Genomic DNA, 12978 nt, shown 5'->3' with positions numbered 1-12978 from the left:
CGCGGAGCCCGAATGGCGAATGGGACGCGCGACCCCTATTGTGATCAACGGTGTGCGGCGGACCTGCGGGCTCGTCGTACACGTCGTACAGGCGTTAACGCGGTGGGTGGCTCGGGTTGACTTCGCGTCCACGAGAACGACATCCGCCGCGTTCAGCATGTGAGCGGCAACTCGACGGGGAGCGCCCCACCACCGGGGCCAGGTTTGAACTGGAGCAGTATGCAGTTGAAGAAGCTTGTCGCGGCCCTCGGCGCGTCCGCGACGATCGCCTCGGGCTTGGTGTTCGGCAGTGGGACCGCGGCGGCGGACAACTGCCCCAGCCTCTATGTGGTGGCCATCCCCGGTACCTGGGAGACCGGTCACGACAAGAAGCCGCAGCCCGGCATGCTGGCCGGCGTCACCCGCGGCCTGCCCGGCTCGGTCGACGTCGACTACGTGACCTACGCGGCGACCGCCTTCCCCTGGGAGGGCGAGATCTACGGCAACTCGAAGAAAGAGGCGGTCACCGCCGCGCGCGGCTTGATCGGCGACGTGGCCCAGCGTTGCGGCGCGACGAAGATCGCGCTGGTCGGCTACAGCCAGGGCGCGGACGCCGCCGGTGATCTCGCGGCCGAGATCGGCACCGGCCTCAGTGTGGTCTCCCCCGATCGCGTCGCGGGCGTCGGCCTGATCTCCGACCCGCGCCGCTCGCCGACCGACACTCAGGTCGGTCCGGTGGCGCCCGGCGCGGGCGCGGGCGGCGCGCGGGTCGGCGGCTTCGGCTGGGTGAGCGACCGCACCCGCACCATCTGCGCGGTCGACGACCTGTACTGCGCGACCGCGACCGACGACTTCGTCACCCGTTTCGCCGGCTTCCTCGCCCAGAGCTCGGACGCCAACCCGGCCAACATCTGGCGCTACCAGATCGAGGCGGGCGCGATCATCAACGATCTGATGGCCTTCGGCGGCGTGCCGCTCCTGCAGTCGCAGCTGACCGACGCGGCGAACCAGCAGCGCGCCAAGGACCTGGAGCGTTTCTACCGCTCGCAGGCGCACACCGTGTACGGCAGCTACTCGGTCGGCGGCGGGCAGACCGCGGTCTCCTGGATGCACAACTGGATCGCGGGCATGGCCTGATCGGTTCGTAGACACAGCGAAGGCCACCTTTCCGGCGCGGGAGGTGGCCTTCGTCGTCTCCCGATCAGTTGCCGGACGTGGTCGGCGGGATACCCTCCTGGTGGACGCGTGGCCCGGCACCCGGCGAGGTGTAGTAGTCCGAGTCGTGGGAATCCGTTCTGTCGTTGCCCGGCCGGCCCGGGTACCCGTGGTTCCCACCCGGATGTGGATAGCTGACATCGGTCAGCACGAGGCCCTCCGTCCCCTGCTGAGCGGTGTCGGCAGCGGGCGCTTCCGCACTGGCCGTCGCCGCCAGCGGAATCGTCACCATCGCGCCCGCCACGGCGGCCAGGAGGGCACCTCGGCGGATGTTCTTAGTCTTGGAAAACATTCGGAACTCCCTTCTCTCAGAGCGTGAGTCGCGGTGACTCACGAACTCCCATCGAAGGGCGCGGCGCTGTGACTGGGGTGCGACGATTCTGGTAGTCCGCTGTGAGCGGCGGGCTTCGCTGTGAATCCGCGGCCGATGTTAACGGCGGCGGGCTCTCCCGCGATCAGCGGCCGATGTTACGGGGCAACAGGTCCCACACGTGCCCGTTCTCGTTCACGGTCGCGGCGGTGCGGCGGCCGGTGCGGGAGAACAGGATTCGGGTCACCGAGCAGTAGTCGATCGGGAAAGTCAGCGGCCGCGGCAGGCCGAGCACCTCCTGGAGCAGCACGTTGATCACGCCGCCGTGGGCGAAGGCGACCACGGTCTCGGCGGGATCGGTGCTCGCGGCGATCTCCGTCGCGGCCTCGCGCACCCGGTGCACGAACGCGGGACCGTCGATCTGCTCGGGCAGATACCCCGCCTTGATCCGTTCGTAGGCGTCGCGGAACTCCAGCTTGGCGTCCTCGATCGGAATGTAGGCGGGTAGGTCGCGATCGTATTCGGCCAGATCGTCCACGATCTCCACCGGCAGCCCCAGCTTGGCCGCCGTCGGCGCCGCGGTCTCCCGCGCCCGCCGCTGCGGACTGCTCAGCACCCGCGTGATCCGATGGTGGCTCAACGCCCCCGGCACGCGCTCCGCCTGCTCCCGCCCCACCTCGGACAGCTCGGGATCGGCGGGACCGGACGCGTTCAGCATCCGAAACGGCTGAGCATGGCGAACGAGAATCAACTGCACCCACCCACTGTGCCGCATGCTCCCGCGGCGGTCCGGTTCAGGTGGCGTTGTCGGACGGAAAAGGCTCCGGGTCGCGGGCGACGACCGGGGTTTTCGCTCTGCATCTCTGTTGTTCACTTCAGGCAGTGCTTTTCGGATACATCGCGTCGAAGTGCGGTGACATACTCGTCGCCGTGACCGCCGAACCGTTCCCACAGTGGTTGCGTCCGCCGCCCGGCGGGTTCGTCGCCGAGGACCTGGACCGCCTGCCGGACCTGCCGCCGCACACCGAGTTGATCGACGGGAGTTTCGTCTTCGCGTGCCCGCAGGCGAAGTTTCACGTGCAGGTCATCGCCTTGCTCGAATCGATGCTCGGTCGCTTCGCGCCTGCCGGCATGCGGGTTCGCCACGCGATGACGGTCACGCTCGGCCGGGACCAGCGGCCCGAACCGGATGTGCTGGTGGTGCGTGCGCACACCGAGGGCGGTAGGGAAAGGACGACCTATTGGCCCGAGGAAGTCGTGCTGGCCGTGGAGGTCGTGTCGATCGAAACCCGAACCCGGGATCGCGAGCGGAAACCTCAGCTGTACGCCAAGGCCGGTATCGCACACTTCTGGCGAGTGGAGAACAGCGACGGGCACCCGGTCGTCTACGTGTACGAACTCGACCCCGCGACAAAGGCATACGCGCTCACCGGCATCCACCACGACCGCCTGCGCCTGAGCGTTCCGTTCCCTATCGACATCGACCTGACCGGGATCTGATCGGATGTAGTCCGCGGGCGAACCCACTCGCCGCCCTACGGCGGACCGAGCCGATTCCGCAGCACACGAAAGCCCGGGTCGCGTACGCGGCCCGGGCTTTTCGCGTCAGAGCTCGATCAGTGCTGGCCGTATGGCGGCTGGCCCGGCTGGCCGTAAGGGGGCTGGCCCGGCTGGCCGTACGGCGGCTGACCCGGTGCGCCGTAGGGCGGCTGGCCGTTCGGCGGCTGCTGGTCTTTCTTCTTCTTGTTCAGCAGCAGGTATATACCCACTCCGATGGCGACGACCACGAGCAGGCAGCAGAGGCCGCCGAAGAGCAGACCGTTGTTGCTCTTCTTCTTTTTCTTGGCCGCGTATTCCATGGCCGTTGTCCAGGTGTCCGGGCTCGCCCACACGGACGGATCCAGCAGGCTGGCATTGGTCAACAGGTCAACGTACATATGTCCCATCCCGATCGTCGAAGGTGTCGGCCTCCTCCCGGAGCCGAGTCTCAAAGGTTATCGGGCGGTTTCGATCATCGTTAATCCTTCGACGATGCAATCTCTCATAGTGAGATCCTCAGCGCGGCTTCACCAATGGGAACGGCAGCGTCTCGCGGATGCTGCGGCCCGTGATCAGCATGACGATCCGGTCGACGCCCATGCCGAGACCTCCGGTGGGCGGCATGGCGTGTTCGAGCGCCTGCAGGAAGTCCTCGTCCAGCTCCATGGCCTCCGGATCGCCGTTCGCCGCGAGCATGGATTGCTCGGTGAGCCTGCGCCGCTGCTCGACCGGATCGGTGAGTTCGCTGTAGGCGGTGCCGAGTTCGACACCCCACGCCACCAGATCCCAGCGCTCGGTGACACCCGGGATGCTGCGGTGCGCGCGGGTCAGCGGCGACACCGAGGTGGGGAAGTCGATGTAGAAGGTGGGTTCCTGGGTCTGCGATTCCACCAGGTGCTCATACATTTCCAGCACCACCTGCCCCGCGTCCCAACCGTGCTGGTACGGGATGGCGGCCCCATCGCACAGCGTCCGCAGTTCTTCCACGGACGTCTGCGGGGTGATAGTGGACCCGATGGCCTCCGACACCGCGCCGTGCACCGTCTTCACCGGCCACTCGCCGGAGATGTCGACGGCCTCGAACTCGCCGTCGTCGGTGGGCCGCATCGCGACCATGGCGCCGTTGGCGGCCATCGCGGCGTCCTGGATCAAGTGGCGGGCGGTGTGCATCATGCGCTCGTAGTCGCTGTGCGCCTCGTACGCCTCGAGGATGGTGAATTCCGGGTTGTGGCTGAAGTCGACGCCTTCGTTACGGAAGGTGCGGCCCAGCTCGAACACCTTCTCCATGCCGCCGACGCATAGTCGTTTCAGGTATAGCTCGGGTGCGATGCGCAGGTAGAGGTCCAGATCGTAGGCATTGATGTGGGTGATGAACGGCGTCGCGTTGGCGCCGCCGTGCACCTGCTGCAGGATCGGCGTCTCGACCTCGAGGTAGCCCCAGGAGTTCAACGAGTCGCGCAGCGAGCGCACCACCGCGCTGCGCCTGGCGAGCACCTCGCGGGTCTCCTGGTTGATGGCCATGTCGACGTAGCGCTGGCGCACCTTGGCCTCGGGATCGGCGAGGCCCTTCCACTTGTCCGGCAGCGGGTGCAGGCATTTGCCGTTCATCCGCCAGTCGGCCGCCAGCAGGGAGAGTTCGCCGCGTCGGCTGTGCCCGATCTGGCCGCTCACCTCGATCAGATCGCCGAGGTCGAAGTACTCGCCGAACTCGGCGCTGCGCTCGGCGCCGACCCGTTCGCGGTCGATGACCAGCTGGATGTCGTCGGACCAGTCGCGCAGCACCGCGAAGATCACCCCGCCGTAGTCGCGGATGCGCAGCAGCCTGCCGCACACCCGGACCGTGGTGCCGCGCGGTGAGCGCCGGGCCGCGGCCACGGTGTGCGTCGGGGGATAGGCGATCGGGTATGGGTCGATGCCCGCCGCGGCCAGCCGGTCCAGCTTGTCCATCCGCACCCGGACCTGCTCGGGGCGGCGCGCGAGGAGTTCGGCGACACCGACTTCCGGTATGTCCGGCGCGCTGCCGTCGGCGTGCAGGCCGGTGATGGTGTCGGGCACCGCGCTGTGCAGACCGGTGTGCACCGCGGTCTCGGGTTCTTTGCCGAAGCGCGGCAGGAAGCCTTCGGCCAAGCCGCTGGCCATCGCGACCCGCGGCAACTGCCTGCGCTCCTCGAACAGGAAGAAGCGCGGCACCCAGTGCGGCTGGTATTTCACATTGGACCGGTACAGCGCCTCGAGCTGCCACCACCGCGAGAAGAACAGCAGTACTCCGCGCCAGAGCCGCAGCACCGGGCCCGCGCCGATCCGCCCGCCCTCCTCGAACACCGACCGGAACACCGCGAAGTTCAGCGACACCCTGGTGATGGCGTGCTGCTCGGAGGTCAGCGCCAGCTGCGAGATCATCAGCTCCATCACGCCGTTGGGGCTCTGCGGGTCGCGGCGCATCAACTCCAGCGACGCCCCCGTGCGGCCCCACGGCACCAGCGACAGCATGCTGAGCACCCGGTCCTGCTGATTCACCGCCTCGACGAGCAAGCAGTCGCCGTCCAGCGGATCGCCCAGCCTGCCGAGGGCCATGGAGAAGCCGCGCTCGGTCTCGGTGTCGCGCCAGGCGTCGGCCCTGGCGATGACCTGCGGGAACTCCTCGGCGGGGATATCACCGTGCCTGCGGATACGCACCGAGATGCCGTGCTTGCGCAGGCGGTTCGCGGCCTGGCGGACCTGCTTCAGCTCCGGCCCCGCCAGCGAGAAACTCCTGGTGTCGAGAATGGCTTCGTCGCCGAGGCGCAGCGCGGAGAGCCCGGCCCTGCGGTAGGCGGTCGCTCCGAGTTCGCTGGCCCCCATGACGGCGGGCGTCCAGCCGAATCGGTCGGCCAGCCGTAGCCAGGCGTCGATCGCCTGCGGCCAAGCCTCGCGGATGCCGATCGGATCACCGCTGGCCAGGCAGACGCCCAGCTCCACGCGATAGGTGACGGCGGCCTTCGCGCTCGGCGCGAAGACCACCGCCTTGTCGCGGCGGGTGGCGAAGTAGCCGAGCGAATCGTCCACGTCCGAGCCCTCGAGCAGCCCTCGGATCGCCGACTCGTCCAGGCCGGTCATGGCGTTCTCCGCGCGCTGCGAGCGCAGCAGCGTGATCACCGCGGCCAGCAGCGCGATCGCGCCGAACAGGCCGAGCAGGAAGTTGACGAACGGACGCGGGTGACCGTCGAAATGCTCGTTGTCCACCAGGATCGCCGCGGTCACCCGGTAGACCGCCCAGGCGGGCCGCTGCACACCGGGCGGCAGCGTGCCGGGGAACAGCTCGACCAGGGCCCAGCCGAGCAGACAGCCCACCGCCAGCCCGCCTGCCAGGACGCCGAGCGCCTTCCAGGCCGCACCGCGGCGCACCTTGGTGTAGAACTCCCGCCACGAGGCGATCAGCACGCCGATAACGCCGAGCTGCACGATCATCGCGACGAGCGCGTCGATATTGCCTTCGGTCACGAATTCCACGGCGTTGGTCAGCGCGAACAGCGCGAGATAGCCGACGAGCAACCACCAGGCGATCCGTTTGCGGCTGGCGATCGCGCCGGCCAAGAGGCCGACGATCAGCGCCCACATCAGGTTGGTGTCCGGCGCGTCGAAGTAGTAGTCGTCGAGGTAACGGCGCGGCACCTCGGTCAGGAATCGCAGCGCCGGCGAGAGGCTCCACAGAAAGCACGACACCGCGAAGACGCCGAGCACAGTGCCCGCGATATGCGGGACCTGGGCGAACCGGCCGTGCCCGCGGTGCGGGACCGGGGGAATCGGTCTGTCCGCCAGTGGCTCGATATCGATACGCTCACCGGCTTGCGTGAAAGTCACCAATCCAGTGTGGACGCTTCCGGGTTTGTTTGCCGAGCCTTCGCGCGGCGTGTTCGCGGCCCCCTGATATATCGCGTCCCAGCGGCCGAGACTCGCGACTATGTCGCATGCGCTTCGACCGCTGGGACGCGAGACGGGCAGCGAACGGGCTCATAAGACTCGCCCTCGAGGTGGTCGAGAATTCTCCCGGCTCAGGTTGGCGCATGCCTCCGCCGAAGTGCGTGCTGGCAGGCGGTTTGCCGATCCGGGGTTCCTGGCGCGAGGATGTACGCCATGTCGGATCCAGTCGATGTGCCGATTGATGACGACGTCATTCGGCTCGGTCAGTTCCTGAAATTGGCGAATCTGATCGATTCCGGTTCGGAGGCCAAGACGGTGATCGCCGCGGGCCTGGTCCGGGTGAACGACGAGGTCGAACTACGGCGCGGACGGCAGTTGCACGTCGGCGACGTCGTCGCCCTCGCCGGACACAAGGCGCGGGTCGCCCCGGACTAGCCGGGGCCGTTCAGGATTCGGCGCGCACCACGATGCCGTCGTGGTCGCTGTAGAGCACCTCGCCGGGCACGAAGGTGACGCCGCCGAACTCGACCGTCACGTCGCGCTCACCGCTGCCGGTCTGGGTGCTCTTGCGCGGGTTGGTGCCCAGCGCCTTGATGCCGATGTCGAGGGTGCGCAGGATCGCCGAATCGCGGACGGCGCCGTTGACGATCACGCCTGCCCAGCCGTTGTCGACGCCGCGGCCCGCGATGATGTCGCCCACCAGCGCGGTGTGCACGCTCGCGCCGCCGTCGACGACCAGCACCGCGCCGTTGCCCGGTTCGCTCAGCGTCTGCTTGACCAGCAGGTTGTCCTGGAAGCAGCGGATGGTGGTGATGCGTCCGGAGAACACCTCGCGGCCGCCGAACTGAATGAACTGCGTGTCGCAGCTGCGGATCTCGGGGCCGATCTCGTCGGCCAGATCGGCGGTGGCAATGTTCACTGATTCGGTCACGGTGTCAGCTTAGGGGTGGCGCGCCGAAGGGTGGCCGCGGCCGGTTGCTCGATGTGAGCTCGGTCGCTGTCGCTCTCGGCGGCTTGCCGGGGCGGTCACCGGTGTTCGGATGATGTCCGGCGTCAATGGTGTCGGTAGCGCAGTTCGTACTTCTCGCGATCGATGTCGGAGATCCGGCCGTGGTCCAACAGGTCCGGGCTCAGGCCGTGCTGGATCAAGCGGAAGCGGCGCCACACGTAGGTCAGCGCCACCGTGAAGACGATCAGCGGCACGATCATCATCACGATCATGCCGATCTTGAGCGGCATCGGTCCGGGGAACAGCAGCACCAGCGCGAAGAACGGGATGATCGGCACGAGGAAGCGGACGAGGTACCGCTCCGATGCCCCGTGTCCGACGAGGTCGTGGACGACCCACTCGTGCAGCTCCTCCGGGAGCTCGCGGCCCAGATCGTAGGCGATCCGTTGCCCGAATGTGGGTTTCTTCATGTCTACAGGCTATGCCCGTGAGATGAGTCACCGCCAGCGTCGCGGCGGCGGTCGACCGCCGTCCGACCATGCGTTTTCCGGCCGCCGAGCGGGCGTCAGGCGCGGCCGTGCTTGCGCTCGTAGGCCAGCCGGTCCGCGGCGGACCGCTCCCTGGCGTCGGCGTCGGCCAGCGCGGGGTCGAGTCCGTGTTTGATCAGGCGGTGCCGCCGGTAGACGTACATCAGCGCCACCGTGAAATAGATCAGCGGCAGATAGAGCAGCGCCATCATCGCCAAGCCCATCCACAGCGGGCCGGGGACCAGCAGGAACAGGCTCAGCACCGGGATGATCGGCACCAGGATGCGCACCAGGTAGCGGCGGGTGGCCCCGGGGCCGGTCAGGTCGGCGCGCACCCACTCCGACATCGCCGGGGGCAGCGTGCGGCCCCAGATGTAGCCGATCCGCTGGGCGAAGGTCGGGGTGGTGCGCTCGCTCATGGTTTCAGCATCCCATCGGCCGCGCGGTTTTCCCGCCCTTCGCCCGGCGCGAGGTCAGGCGCGGGCGGCGTGGTATGCGGCGATCTCCTTCACGAGATTGTCCGTCGTGTGCTTGACCGCGATCTTCACGAACGGCTCGATGGTCTTGCCGAGCGCCTTGCCCGCCAGACCACCGGGCACCCGGAAGTCGATGATGGCATCGACGGTGCACAGTGCGTCGCTCTTGGGGTGGAACAGGAAGGTCGACACGATCTCGAAGCCCTTGATCGACTTGATGCCGATGGCGTAGTTCTGCTCCCAGCGGATCACCTCGACGCGCGAGTGCAGCGAGGCCGGACCGAGCTTCATGTGCCCGTCGAAGACGGCGCCGACGCCCTCGGTCTGCTCGCCGACCGGCGTGAAGGACTGAATGCCATGCAGGAAGCTCGGCAGGTTCCGGTAATCGTTGACGTACTGGAACGCGGATTCGGCCGTCGCGGCACAGTCTTCGACGATCTTCACTTCGGTCATGCGGGCCACTGTAACGGGTTTCCCCTGCGGTAGCGGATCACGCTGTGACGGCCAGGGTCGCCGCCAAACCGAAGGCCACGGCCATGACGGTCACCTCGAGCACGGCGCGGCGCAGCGAGCTCGCCGCGTCCATCCGATGGTCGGCGGCGCGGCGCACCCAGGTGCGCCGCCACCACCAGCCGAGCGCGAGCAGCACCGCGAGCACCGTGGTCTTGGCCAGCAGGATGCGGCCGTACCCGGTGCCGAACAGCGGGCCCAGACCGCCGAGCCGGACGAGTCCGTTCACCACGCCCGTCGCCGCGACCACGCCGATCAGCGGAAAAGCCACCGCCGAGTACCGCGGCAGTGTCGCCGCCCATTCGCCGCGCGTGCGGACCACCAGCGCCAGCGCGACCAGCAGTCCGAACCAGGCCCCGGCAGCGAGAGCGTGCACGGCGGCCAGGACCGAGCCGAACGCCTGCTGCGACATGTGCCCGGTGATCGGGCGCAGCGCCACCGCCACGGCGGCGAATACCAGTACCAGGTCGGTCGAGGCCGTGCCCGCGCCGCGGAAGGCCAGCGTCGAATAGCCGGCCACCGCGGCGGTCGCGATCAGGATGGCGATGCCGACCTGACCGCCGCTGATCTCGGTGAGAAAGGTGCCGAACTGGCCTGCCGCCAGCCGTCGCACGGGAACGCCGACCACCTCGGCCGCCTCGAAGACGAGCACCGCGAACTCGGTCACGCACCAGGCGCCGGCCAGCGCGGCGAGCATGCGCCACGGCGGCGCCAGCCGTTCGTGCACACGGGGAAGCGCGGCGAGTCCGAGCACCGTCGCGCCCAGACCGTCCGCGATGACCCGCACGGCGCCTTCGGCGGGCGCCGATCCCGTGGTGAGCAGCCAAGCCAACCCGACACCGAGCAGCCCGGCCGGGACGATCAGCAGCAGCGCTCCCGTGTCGCGGACGCCGGTCGCCCCGCTGCTCACCGCGTGCTCATCGGCGCTGCCCGCCGCGGAAGCCGATCAGCGCGAGTGCGAGACCGCCGCCGAACAGCACGACCGCGCCGATCACGAAGATCCACACCGGGATTCCGTCGGAGCCGTCATCCTCGGTGGCCCTGCCCTTGGCGTCCGCACGCGGGCCCGGCGTGCCCTTGCCGGGCTGGCTCAGCGTGAACGTCCGCTTGCCGCTGACCGGGTGACCGTCGGCGGACGTCACGCGGTAGGCGATGACGTAGTCACCCACCGGGCCGAGCTCGCCGACCTCGATGCTCACCGTCTTGCCGTCGACGACCGGCTCGCCCTTGGACCAGAGGTTGCCGTCCGGACCCGTGAGCGTCAGCGACGGGAAGTTCGGCTGTAACTCCTCGTTGAAGGTGACGCTGATCCGCCCCGGGCTGGTGTCCACAGTCGAGCCGTCCTCCGGCACGCTGCCGACGGCGCCGGAATGCGCGGCGGCGACGGCAGCGGTGGCCAGCCCGACACCGAACAGCAGCAGTACGGCGACCAGCGCGGCGCCGAGACGTCGGATGGTCCTCATGAGCGCCTCCCGATCAGGCTGCCGAGTCCGAATGCGACACCGAGCGCGCCGAGGGCAAGGCCGATGCCGCCGAGCCAGCGCGCCGCGTTGTCGGTGCTGTCGTCCTGCGCGGCCGCGCCGTTGTCGACGCTGTGGCCGTCGGCGTGATCGCCCGAGCCCGCCGCGAGGGTCAGCGTGGGCGCCGGGTGCTCCGGTTCCGCGCCGTCCGGGCCGACGGGCTGATTCCAGTCGACCACCTTGCCGTCGCTGTAGGTCTGCTTGGCCGGGAAGCTCACCGTCTCCGCGGCGGGCAGCGGGCCGAGCGAGACGACGAAACGCTGGAACTGGCCGGGGCCCACGCCGGGCGCGCCGGGGTCGGCGGTCCAGGTCACCGCGACGGCCTCGGATTTGTCGTTGCGTTCCACCCGGGCGGTCCAGCCCGACATGGGTTCGGTGCGCGCGCTGCGCACGTTGGGCAGCGTGACGGTGAGCGCGGTCGTCGACGCGGTGTCCGATTCGGTCGGTACGCGGAAGGTGACGACGGAGTACTTGCCTTGCTGAGCGCCGGGCGCGTCGACCGTCACGTGCGCGGCGGCGATACCGCCGGAGAGCAGCACGAAACCAACGGTCGCCACCGCACCGCAGGCATGTGAAAGAGAACTTCGCATGGGGAGGCTTTCTGTCCGAAAGGAATTGGGGGTGCGCGGATCAGGCGAACGCCGGTGGCGCGCGCGGCCCGATCGGTCCCCGCGGCGGAAAGCGGTAGGTCGGTGTCCGGTGATCGGCCCAGCGGCCCGCTCTCGCGACCGGGAGATGCCGAGGTTCGCCGAGGATGGCTCGGGCCGCGCCGGAGACGATCCCGTAGAGACGTTCGGCGGCCAGGATCGCGACCGCGCAGGCGAGGGTCGCGAGAAGATGCGCGCACAGCATCCAGCCGGTCGGCAGGAAACCCGCCAGCGGTGCGTCGTCGCGCGCGATGTGCGAGACGCGCTCGCCGTGCGCGTGCCCGAGCAGGCCGGTCAGTACCGCGTGCCCGGCGAGTTGTCCGGCCGCGAGCGCACCCAACACGGGCGCGGCGGCGTGCGCCTGTCCCGCACGGCGTCGAGCACCCTCGAGCCATTCGCCGCGTCGGGTGCTGAGCTGGGCACTGTGCTGATCGCCGCGTCGGGTGCTGAGCCGATCGCCGTGCCAATCACCGCGTCGGAGCCCGAGCCGACCGCTGCCGATCGTGCTGCGGGATCGGTCGGAGCTCCGCGAGAAACCCGTCGCCGCGCACCCCGCCAACGCCGAAACCGTCAGCAGCAGGGCCGATTCCGGCGAATCCGGATAGCCCCCGCCCGCGGCGCCGTGCGCGGCAGCGCTGAGCAGACCGACCAGCGCGCCGACCAGGCCGCCGCGCGGCCAGCCGGTACTCGGGCCGGGGTTCATCGCGGAGACGGCATTCAGCTCACGCCGAGCCGGGCGAGCACGTCGGCCTCGATGCCGGACAGCTCGTGCGAGATGGAGGTGTGCACGGCGCGCCTGCGCGCGGCGGGCATCTGTTCGGCGGTGCGGACCGCGGCGCCGAGACTGTCGAGCCGGGCGCGGGTGGCGATGACGAACTTCTGCCCGTCGCCCTTGTCGTCGATCTTGCCGAGCGCGGCCTCGGCGTTGGCGAGGCGGGCCTGGAGCTTCGCGCCGTGCCCGGTGTAATCGCCGAGCTGGTCGATGCCGATGCCGAGTTGCTGCGCGCGACGGGTGTCGAGCTGGCCGCGGACGAAGGTGGCGCCGCGGTAGGCCAGCGGCGCGAGCACCGGAACGAGCACACGGGCCACGCCGAGGTACTTGCGCACCTGGCCCGCGCTGAACACGTCACGCTCGGCCTTGGCGGCCACCTTCAGCGCGGCCTTCTCCTCGGCCTGCAGGGTGGCGATCTGCTGCTTGGCGACCTTGGCCTGAGTGCGGGCCTCGGCGCGCTTGGCCTTGCGATCGTTCTTCGCGAACAGCTTGGCTTCCATCGCCGCCTTGTGCTTGAGGGCTTTGGCCTCGGCCCGGCGACTCGGACGCCGCTTGCGCTTCGTGAACAACCCCATCGGAAGGCCCTCCGTCAATGCTGTGTGCCAGGGCAGCGCTATCGGCGCGAGGCCGTCTG

16 protein-coding genes are annotated in these 12978 nt (G+C 69.1%); 3 read left to right on the top strand and 13 right to left on the bottom strand.

Annotated features, from left to right (window positions below; all coding sequences use genetic code 11):
* The first annotated feature begins 219 nt into the window (after positions 1-219).
* Entirely contained in the window at positions 220-1116 is an 897-nt protein-coding gene (locus AC3EO7_RS21540; protein ID WP_431966230.1) for a cutinase family protein, read from the top strand.
* Between the two features lie 64 nt (positions 1117-1180).
* On the opposite strand, the gene AC3EO7_RS21535 is transcribed toward AC3EO7_RS21540, so the two are convergent.
* Together AC3EO7_RS21535 and AC3EO7_RS21530 are read right to left on the bottom strand one after the other, a co-directional pair.
* Positions 1181-1486 (bottom strand): hypothetical protein, encoded by a 306-nt coding sequence (locus AC3EO7_RS21535; protein WP_431966232.1) that lies wholly within the window; start codon positions 1484-1486, stop codon positions 1181-1183.
* A 163-nt stretch (positions 1487-1649) separates the two neighbouring features.
* Positions 1650-2261 carry a histidine phosphatase family protein gene (locus AC3EO7_RS21530; protein ID WP_431966234.1) on the bottom strand — a complete coding sequence of 204 codons (612 nt, stop codon included), beginning with the start codon at positions 2259-2261 and terminating at the stop codon, positions 1650-1652.
* Positions 2262-2434: 173 nt separating this feature from the next.
* Here AC3EO7_RS21530 and AC3EO7_RS21525 point away from each other — a divergent pair, with 173 nt between their 5' ends.
* Positions 2435-3004, top strand: coding sequence for a Uma2 family endonuclease (locus AC3EO7_RS21525; protein ID WP_431966236.1), 570 nt, complete (start codon positions 2435-2437; stop codon positions 3002-3004).
* Positions 3005-3120: 116 nt separating this feature from the next.
* On the opposite strand, the gene AC3EO7_RS21520 is transcribed toward AC3EO7_RS21525, so the two are convergent.
* Positions 3121-3426 carry a hypothetical protein gene (locus AC3EO7_RS21520; RefSeq protein ID WP_431966238.1) on the bottom strand — a complete coding sequence of 102 codons (306 nt, stop codon included), beginning with the start codon at positions 3424-3426 and terminating at the stop codon, positions 3121-3123.
* 133 nt (positions 3427-3559) lie between these two features.
* Complete coding sequence (gene lysX / locus AC3EO7_RS21515) at positions 3560-6883, bottom strand: bifunctional lysylphosphatidylglycerol synthetase/lysine--tRNA ligase LysX (RefSeq protein WP_435592221.1); 3324 nt, start codon at positions 6881-6883, stop codon at positions 3560-3562.
* 273 nt (positions 6884-7156) lie between these two features.
* Between lysX and AC3EO7_RS21510 the strand changes: the two genes are divergently transcribed.
* The gene (locus tag AC3EO7_RS21510) at positions 7157-7378 is read left to right on the top strand and encodes an RNA-binding S4 domain-containing protein (RefSeq protein ID WP_068066219.1); all 222 of its coding nucleotides are present in this window, start codon (positions 7157-7159) and stop codon (positions 7376-7378) included.
* Between the two features lie 10 nt (positions 7379-7388).
* Here the strand turns inward: AC3EO7_RS21510 and rraA are convergent, their stop codons facing one another.
* From rraA to AC3EO7_RS21465, 9 genes are all read right to left on the bottom strand, one after another.
* Entirely contained in the window at positions 7389-7874 is a 486-nt protein-coding gene (gene rraA / locus AC3EO7_RS21505) for a ribonuclease E activity regulator RraA (RefSeq protein ID WP_431966242.1), read from the bottom strand.
* A gap of 122 nt (positions 7875-7996) precedes the next feature.
* Entirely contained in the window at positions 7997-8362 is a 366-nt protein-coding gene (locus tag AC3EO7_RS21500; protein WP_431966244.1) for a DUF5313 family protein, read from the bottom strand.
* A gap of 95 nt (positions 8363-8457) precedes the next feature.
* Positions 8458-8838: a DUF5313 family protein gene (locus tag AC3EO7_RS21495; RefSeq protein WP_431966246.1), complete on the bottom strand. Its 381-nt coding sequence runs from the start codon at positions 8836-8838 to the stop codon at positions 8458-8460.
* 54 nt (positions 8839-8892) lie between these two features.
* Positions 8893-9348, bottom strand: a complete 456-nt coding sequence (locus tag AC3EO7_RS21490; protein ID WP_435592220.1) for an SRPBCC family protein — start codon at positions 9346-9348, stop codon at positions 8893-8895.
* Between the two features lie 37 nt (positions 9349-9385).
* Positions 9386-10315 carry a CopD family protein gene (locus tag AC3EO7_RS21485; RefSeq protein ID WP_435592219.1) on the bottom strand — a complete coding sequence of 310 codons (930 nt, stop codon included), beginning with the start codon at positions 10313-10315 and terminating at the stop codon, positions 9386-9388.
* A gap of 7 nt (positions 10316-10322) precedes the next feature.
* Positions 10323-10868 carry a copper resistance CopC family protein gene (locus AC3EO7_RS21480; RefSeq protein WP_431966252.1) on the bottom strand — a complete coding sequence of 182 codons (546 nt, stop codon included), beginning with the start codon at positions 10866-10868 and terminating at the stop codon, positions 10323-10325.
* Positions 10865-11515, bottom strand: coding sequence for a YcnI family copper-binding membrane protein (locus AC3EO7_RS21475; RefSeq protein WP_435592218.1), 651 nt, complete (start codon positions 11513-11515; stop codon positions 10865-10867). Before AC3EO7_RS21475 ends, AC3EO7_RS21480 begins: the two co-directional genes overlap by 4 nt.
* A gap of 40 nt (positions 11516-11555) precedes the next feature.
* Positions 11556-12275, bottom strand: coding sequence for a hypothetical protein (locus AC3EO7_RS21470; protein ID WP_435592217.1), 720 nt, complete (start codon positions 12273-12275; stop codon positions 11556-11558).
* A 14-nt stretch (positions 12276-12289) separates the two neighbouring features.
* On the bottom strand, positions 12290-12919 hold the full coding sequence (locus AC3EO7_RS21465; RefSeq protein WP_431966258.1) for a DUF6474 family protein: 630 nt from the start codon (positions 12917-12919) through the stop codon (positions 12290-12292).
* Between the last annotated feature and the right edge of the window lie 59 nt (positions 12920-12978).

This window comes from Nocardia sp. bgisy118, from assembly GCF_057708605.1.
The sequence above is the reverse complement of the archived record's forward strand: the minus strand, read 5'-3'. Positions and strand labels throughout refer to the sequence as shown.

Excerpts from the sequence above, each read along its gene's own strand:
- AC3EO7_RS21540 (WP_431966230.1), top strand. The coding sequence starts at position 220 with ATGCAGTTGAAGAAGCTTGTCGCGGCCCTCGGCGCGTCCGCGACGATC.
- AC3EO7_RS21535 (WP_431966232.1), bottom strand. The coding sequence starts at position 1,486 with ATGTTTTCCAAGACTAAGAACATCCGCCGAGGTGCCCTCCTGGCCGCC.
- AC3EO7_RS21510 (WP_068066219.1), top strand. The coding sequence starts at position 7,157 with ATGTCGGATCCAGTCGATGTGCCGATTGATGACGACGTCATTCGGCTC.
- AC3EO7_RS21500 (WP_431966244.1), bottom strand. The coding sequence starts at position 8,362 with ATGAAGAAACCCACATTCGGGCAACGGATCGCCTACGATCTGGGCCGC.
- AC3EO7_RS21495 (WP_431966246.1), bottom strand. The coding sequence starts at position 8,838 with ATGAGCGAGCGCACCACCCCGACCTTCGCCCAGCGGATCGGCTACATC.
- AC3EO7_RS21490 (WP_435592220.1), bottom strand. The coding sequence starts at position 9,348 with ATGACCGAAGTGAAGATCGTCGAAGACTGTGCCGCGACGGCCGAATCC.
- AC3EO7_RS21480 (WP_431966252.1), bottom strand. The coding sequence starts at position 10,868 with ATGAGGACCATCCGACGTCTCGGCGCCGCGCTGGTCGCCGTACTGCTG.
- AC3EO7_RS21475 (WP_435592218.1), bottom strand. The coding sequence starts at position 11,515 with ATGCGAAGTTCTCTTTCACATGCCTGCGGTGCGGTGGCGACCGTTGGT.
- AC3EO7_RS21470 (WP_435592217.1), bottom strand. The coding sequence starts at position 12,275 with ATGAACCCCGGCCCGAGTACCGGCTGGCCGCGCGGCGGCCTGGTCGGC.
- AC3EO7_RS21465 (WP_431966258.1), bottom strand. The coding sequence starts at position 12,919 with ATGGGGTTGTTCACGAAGCGCAAGCGGCGTCCGAGTCGCCGGGCCGAG.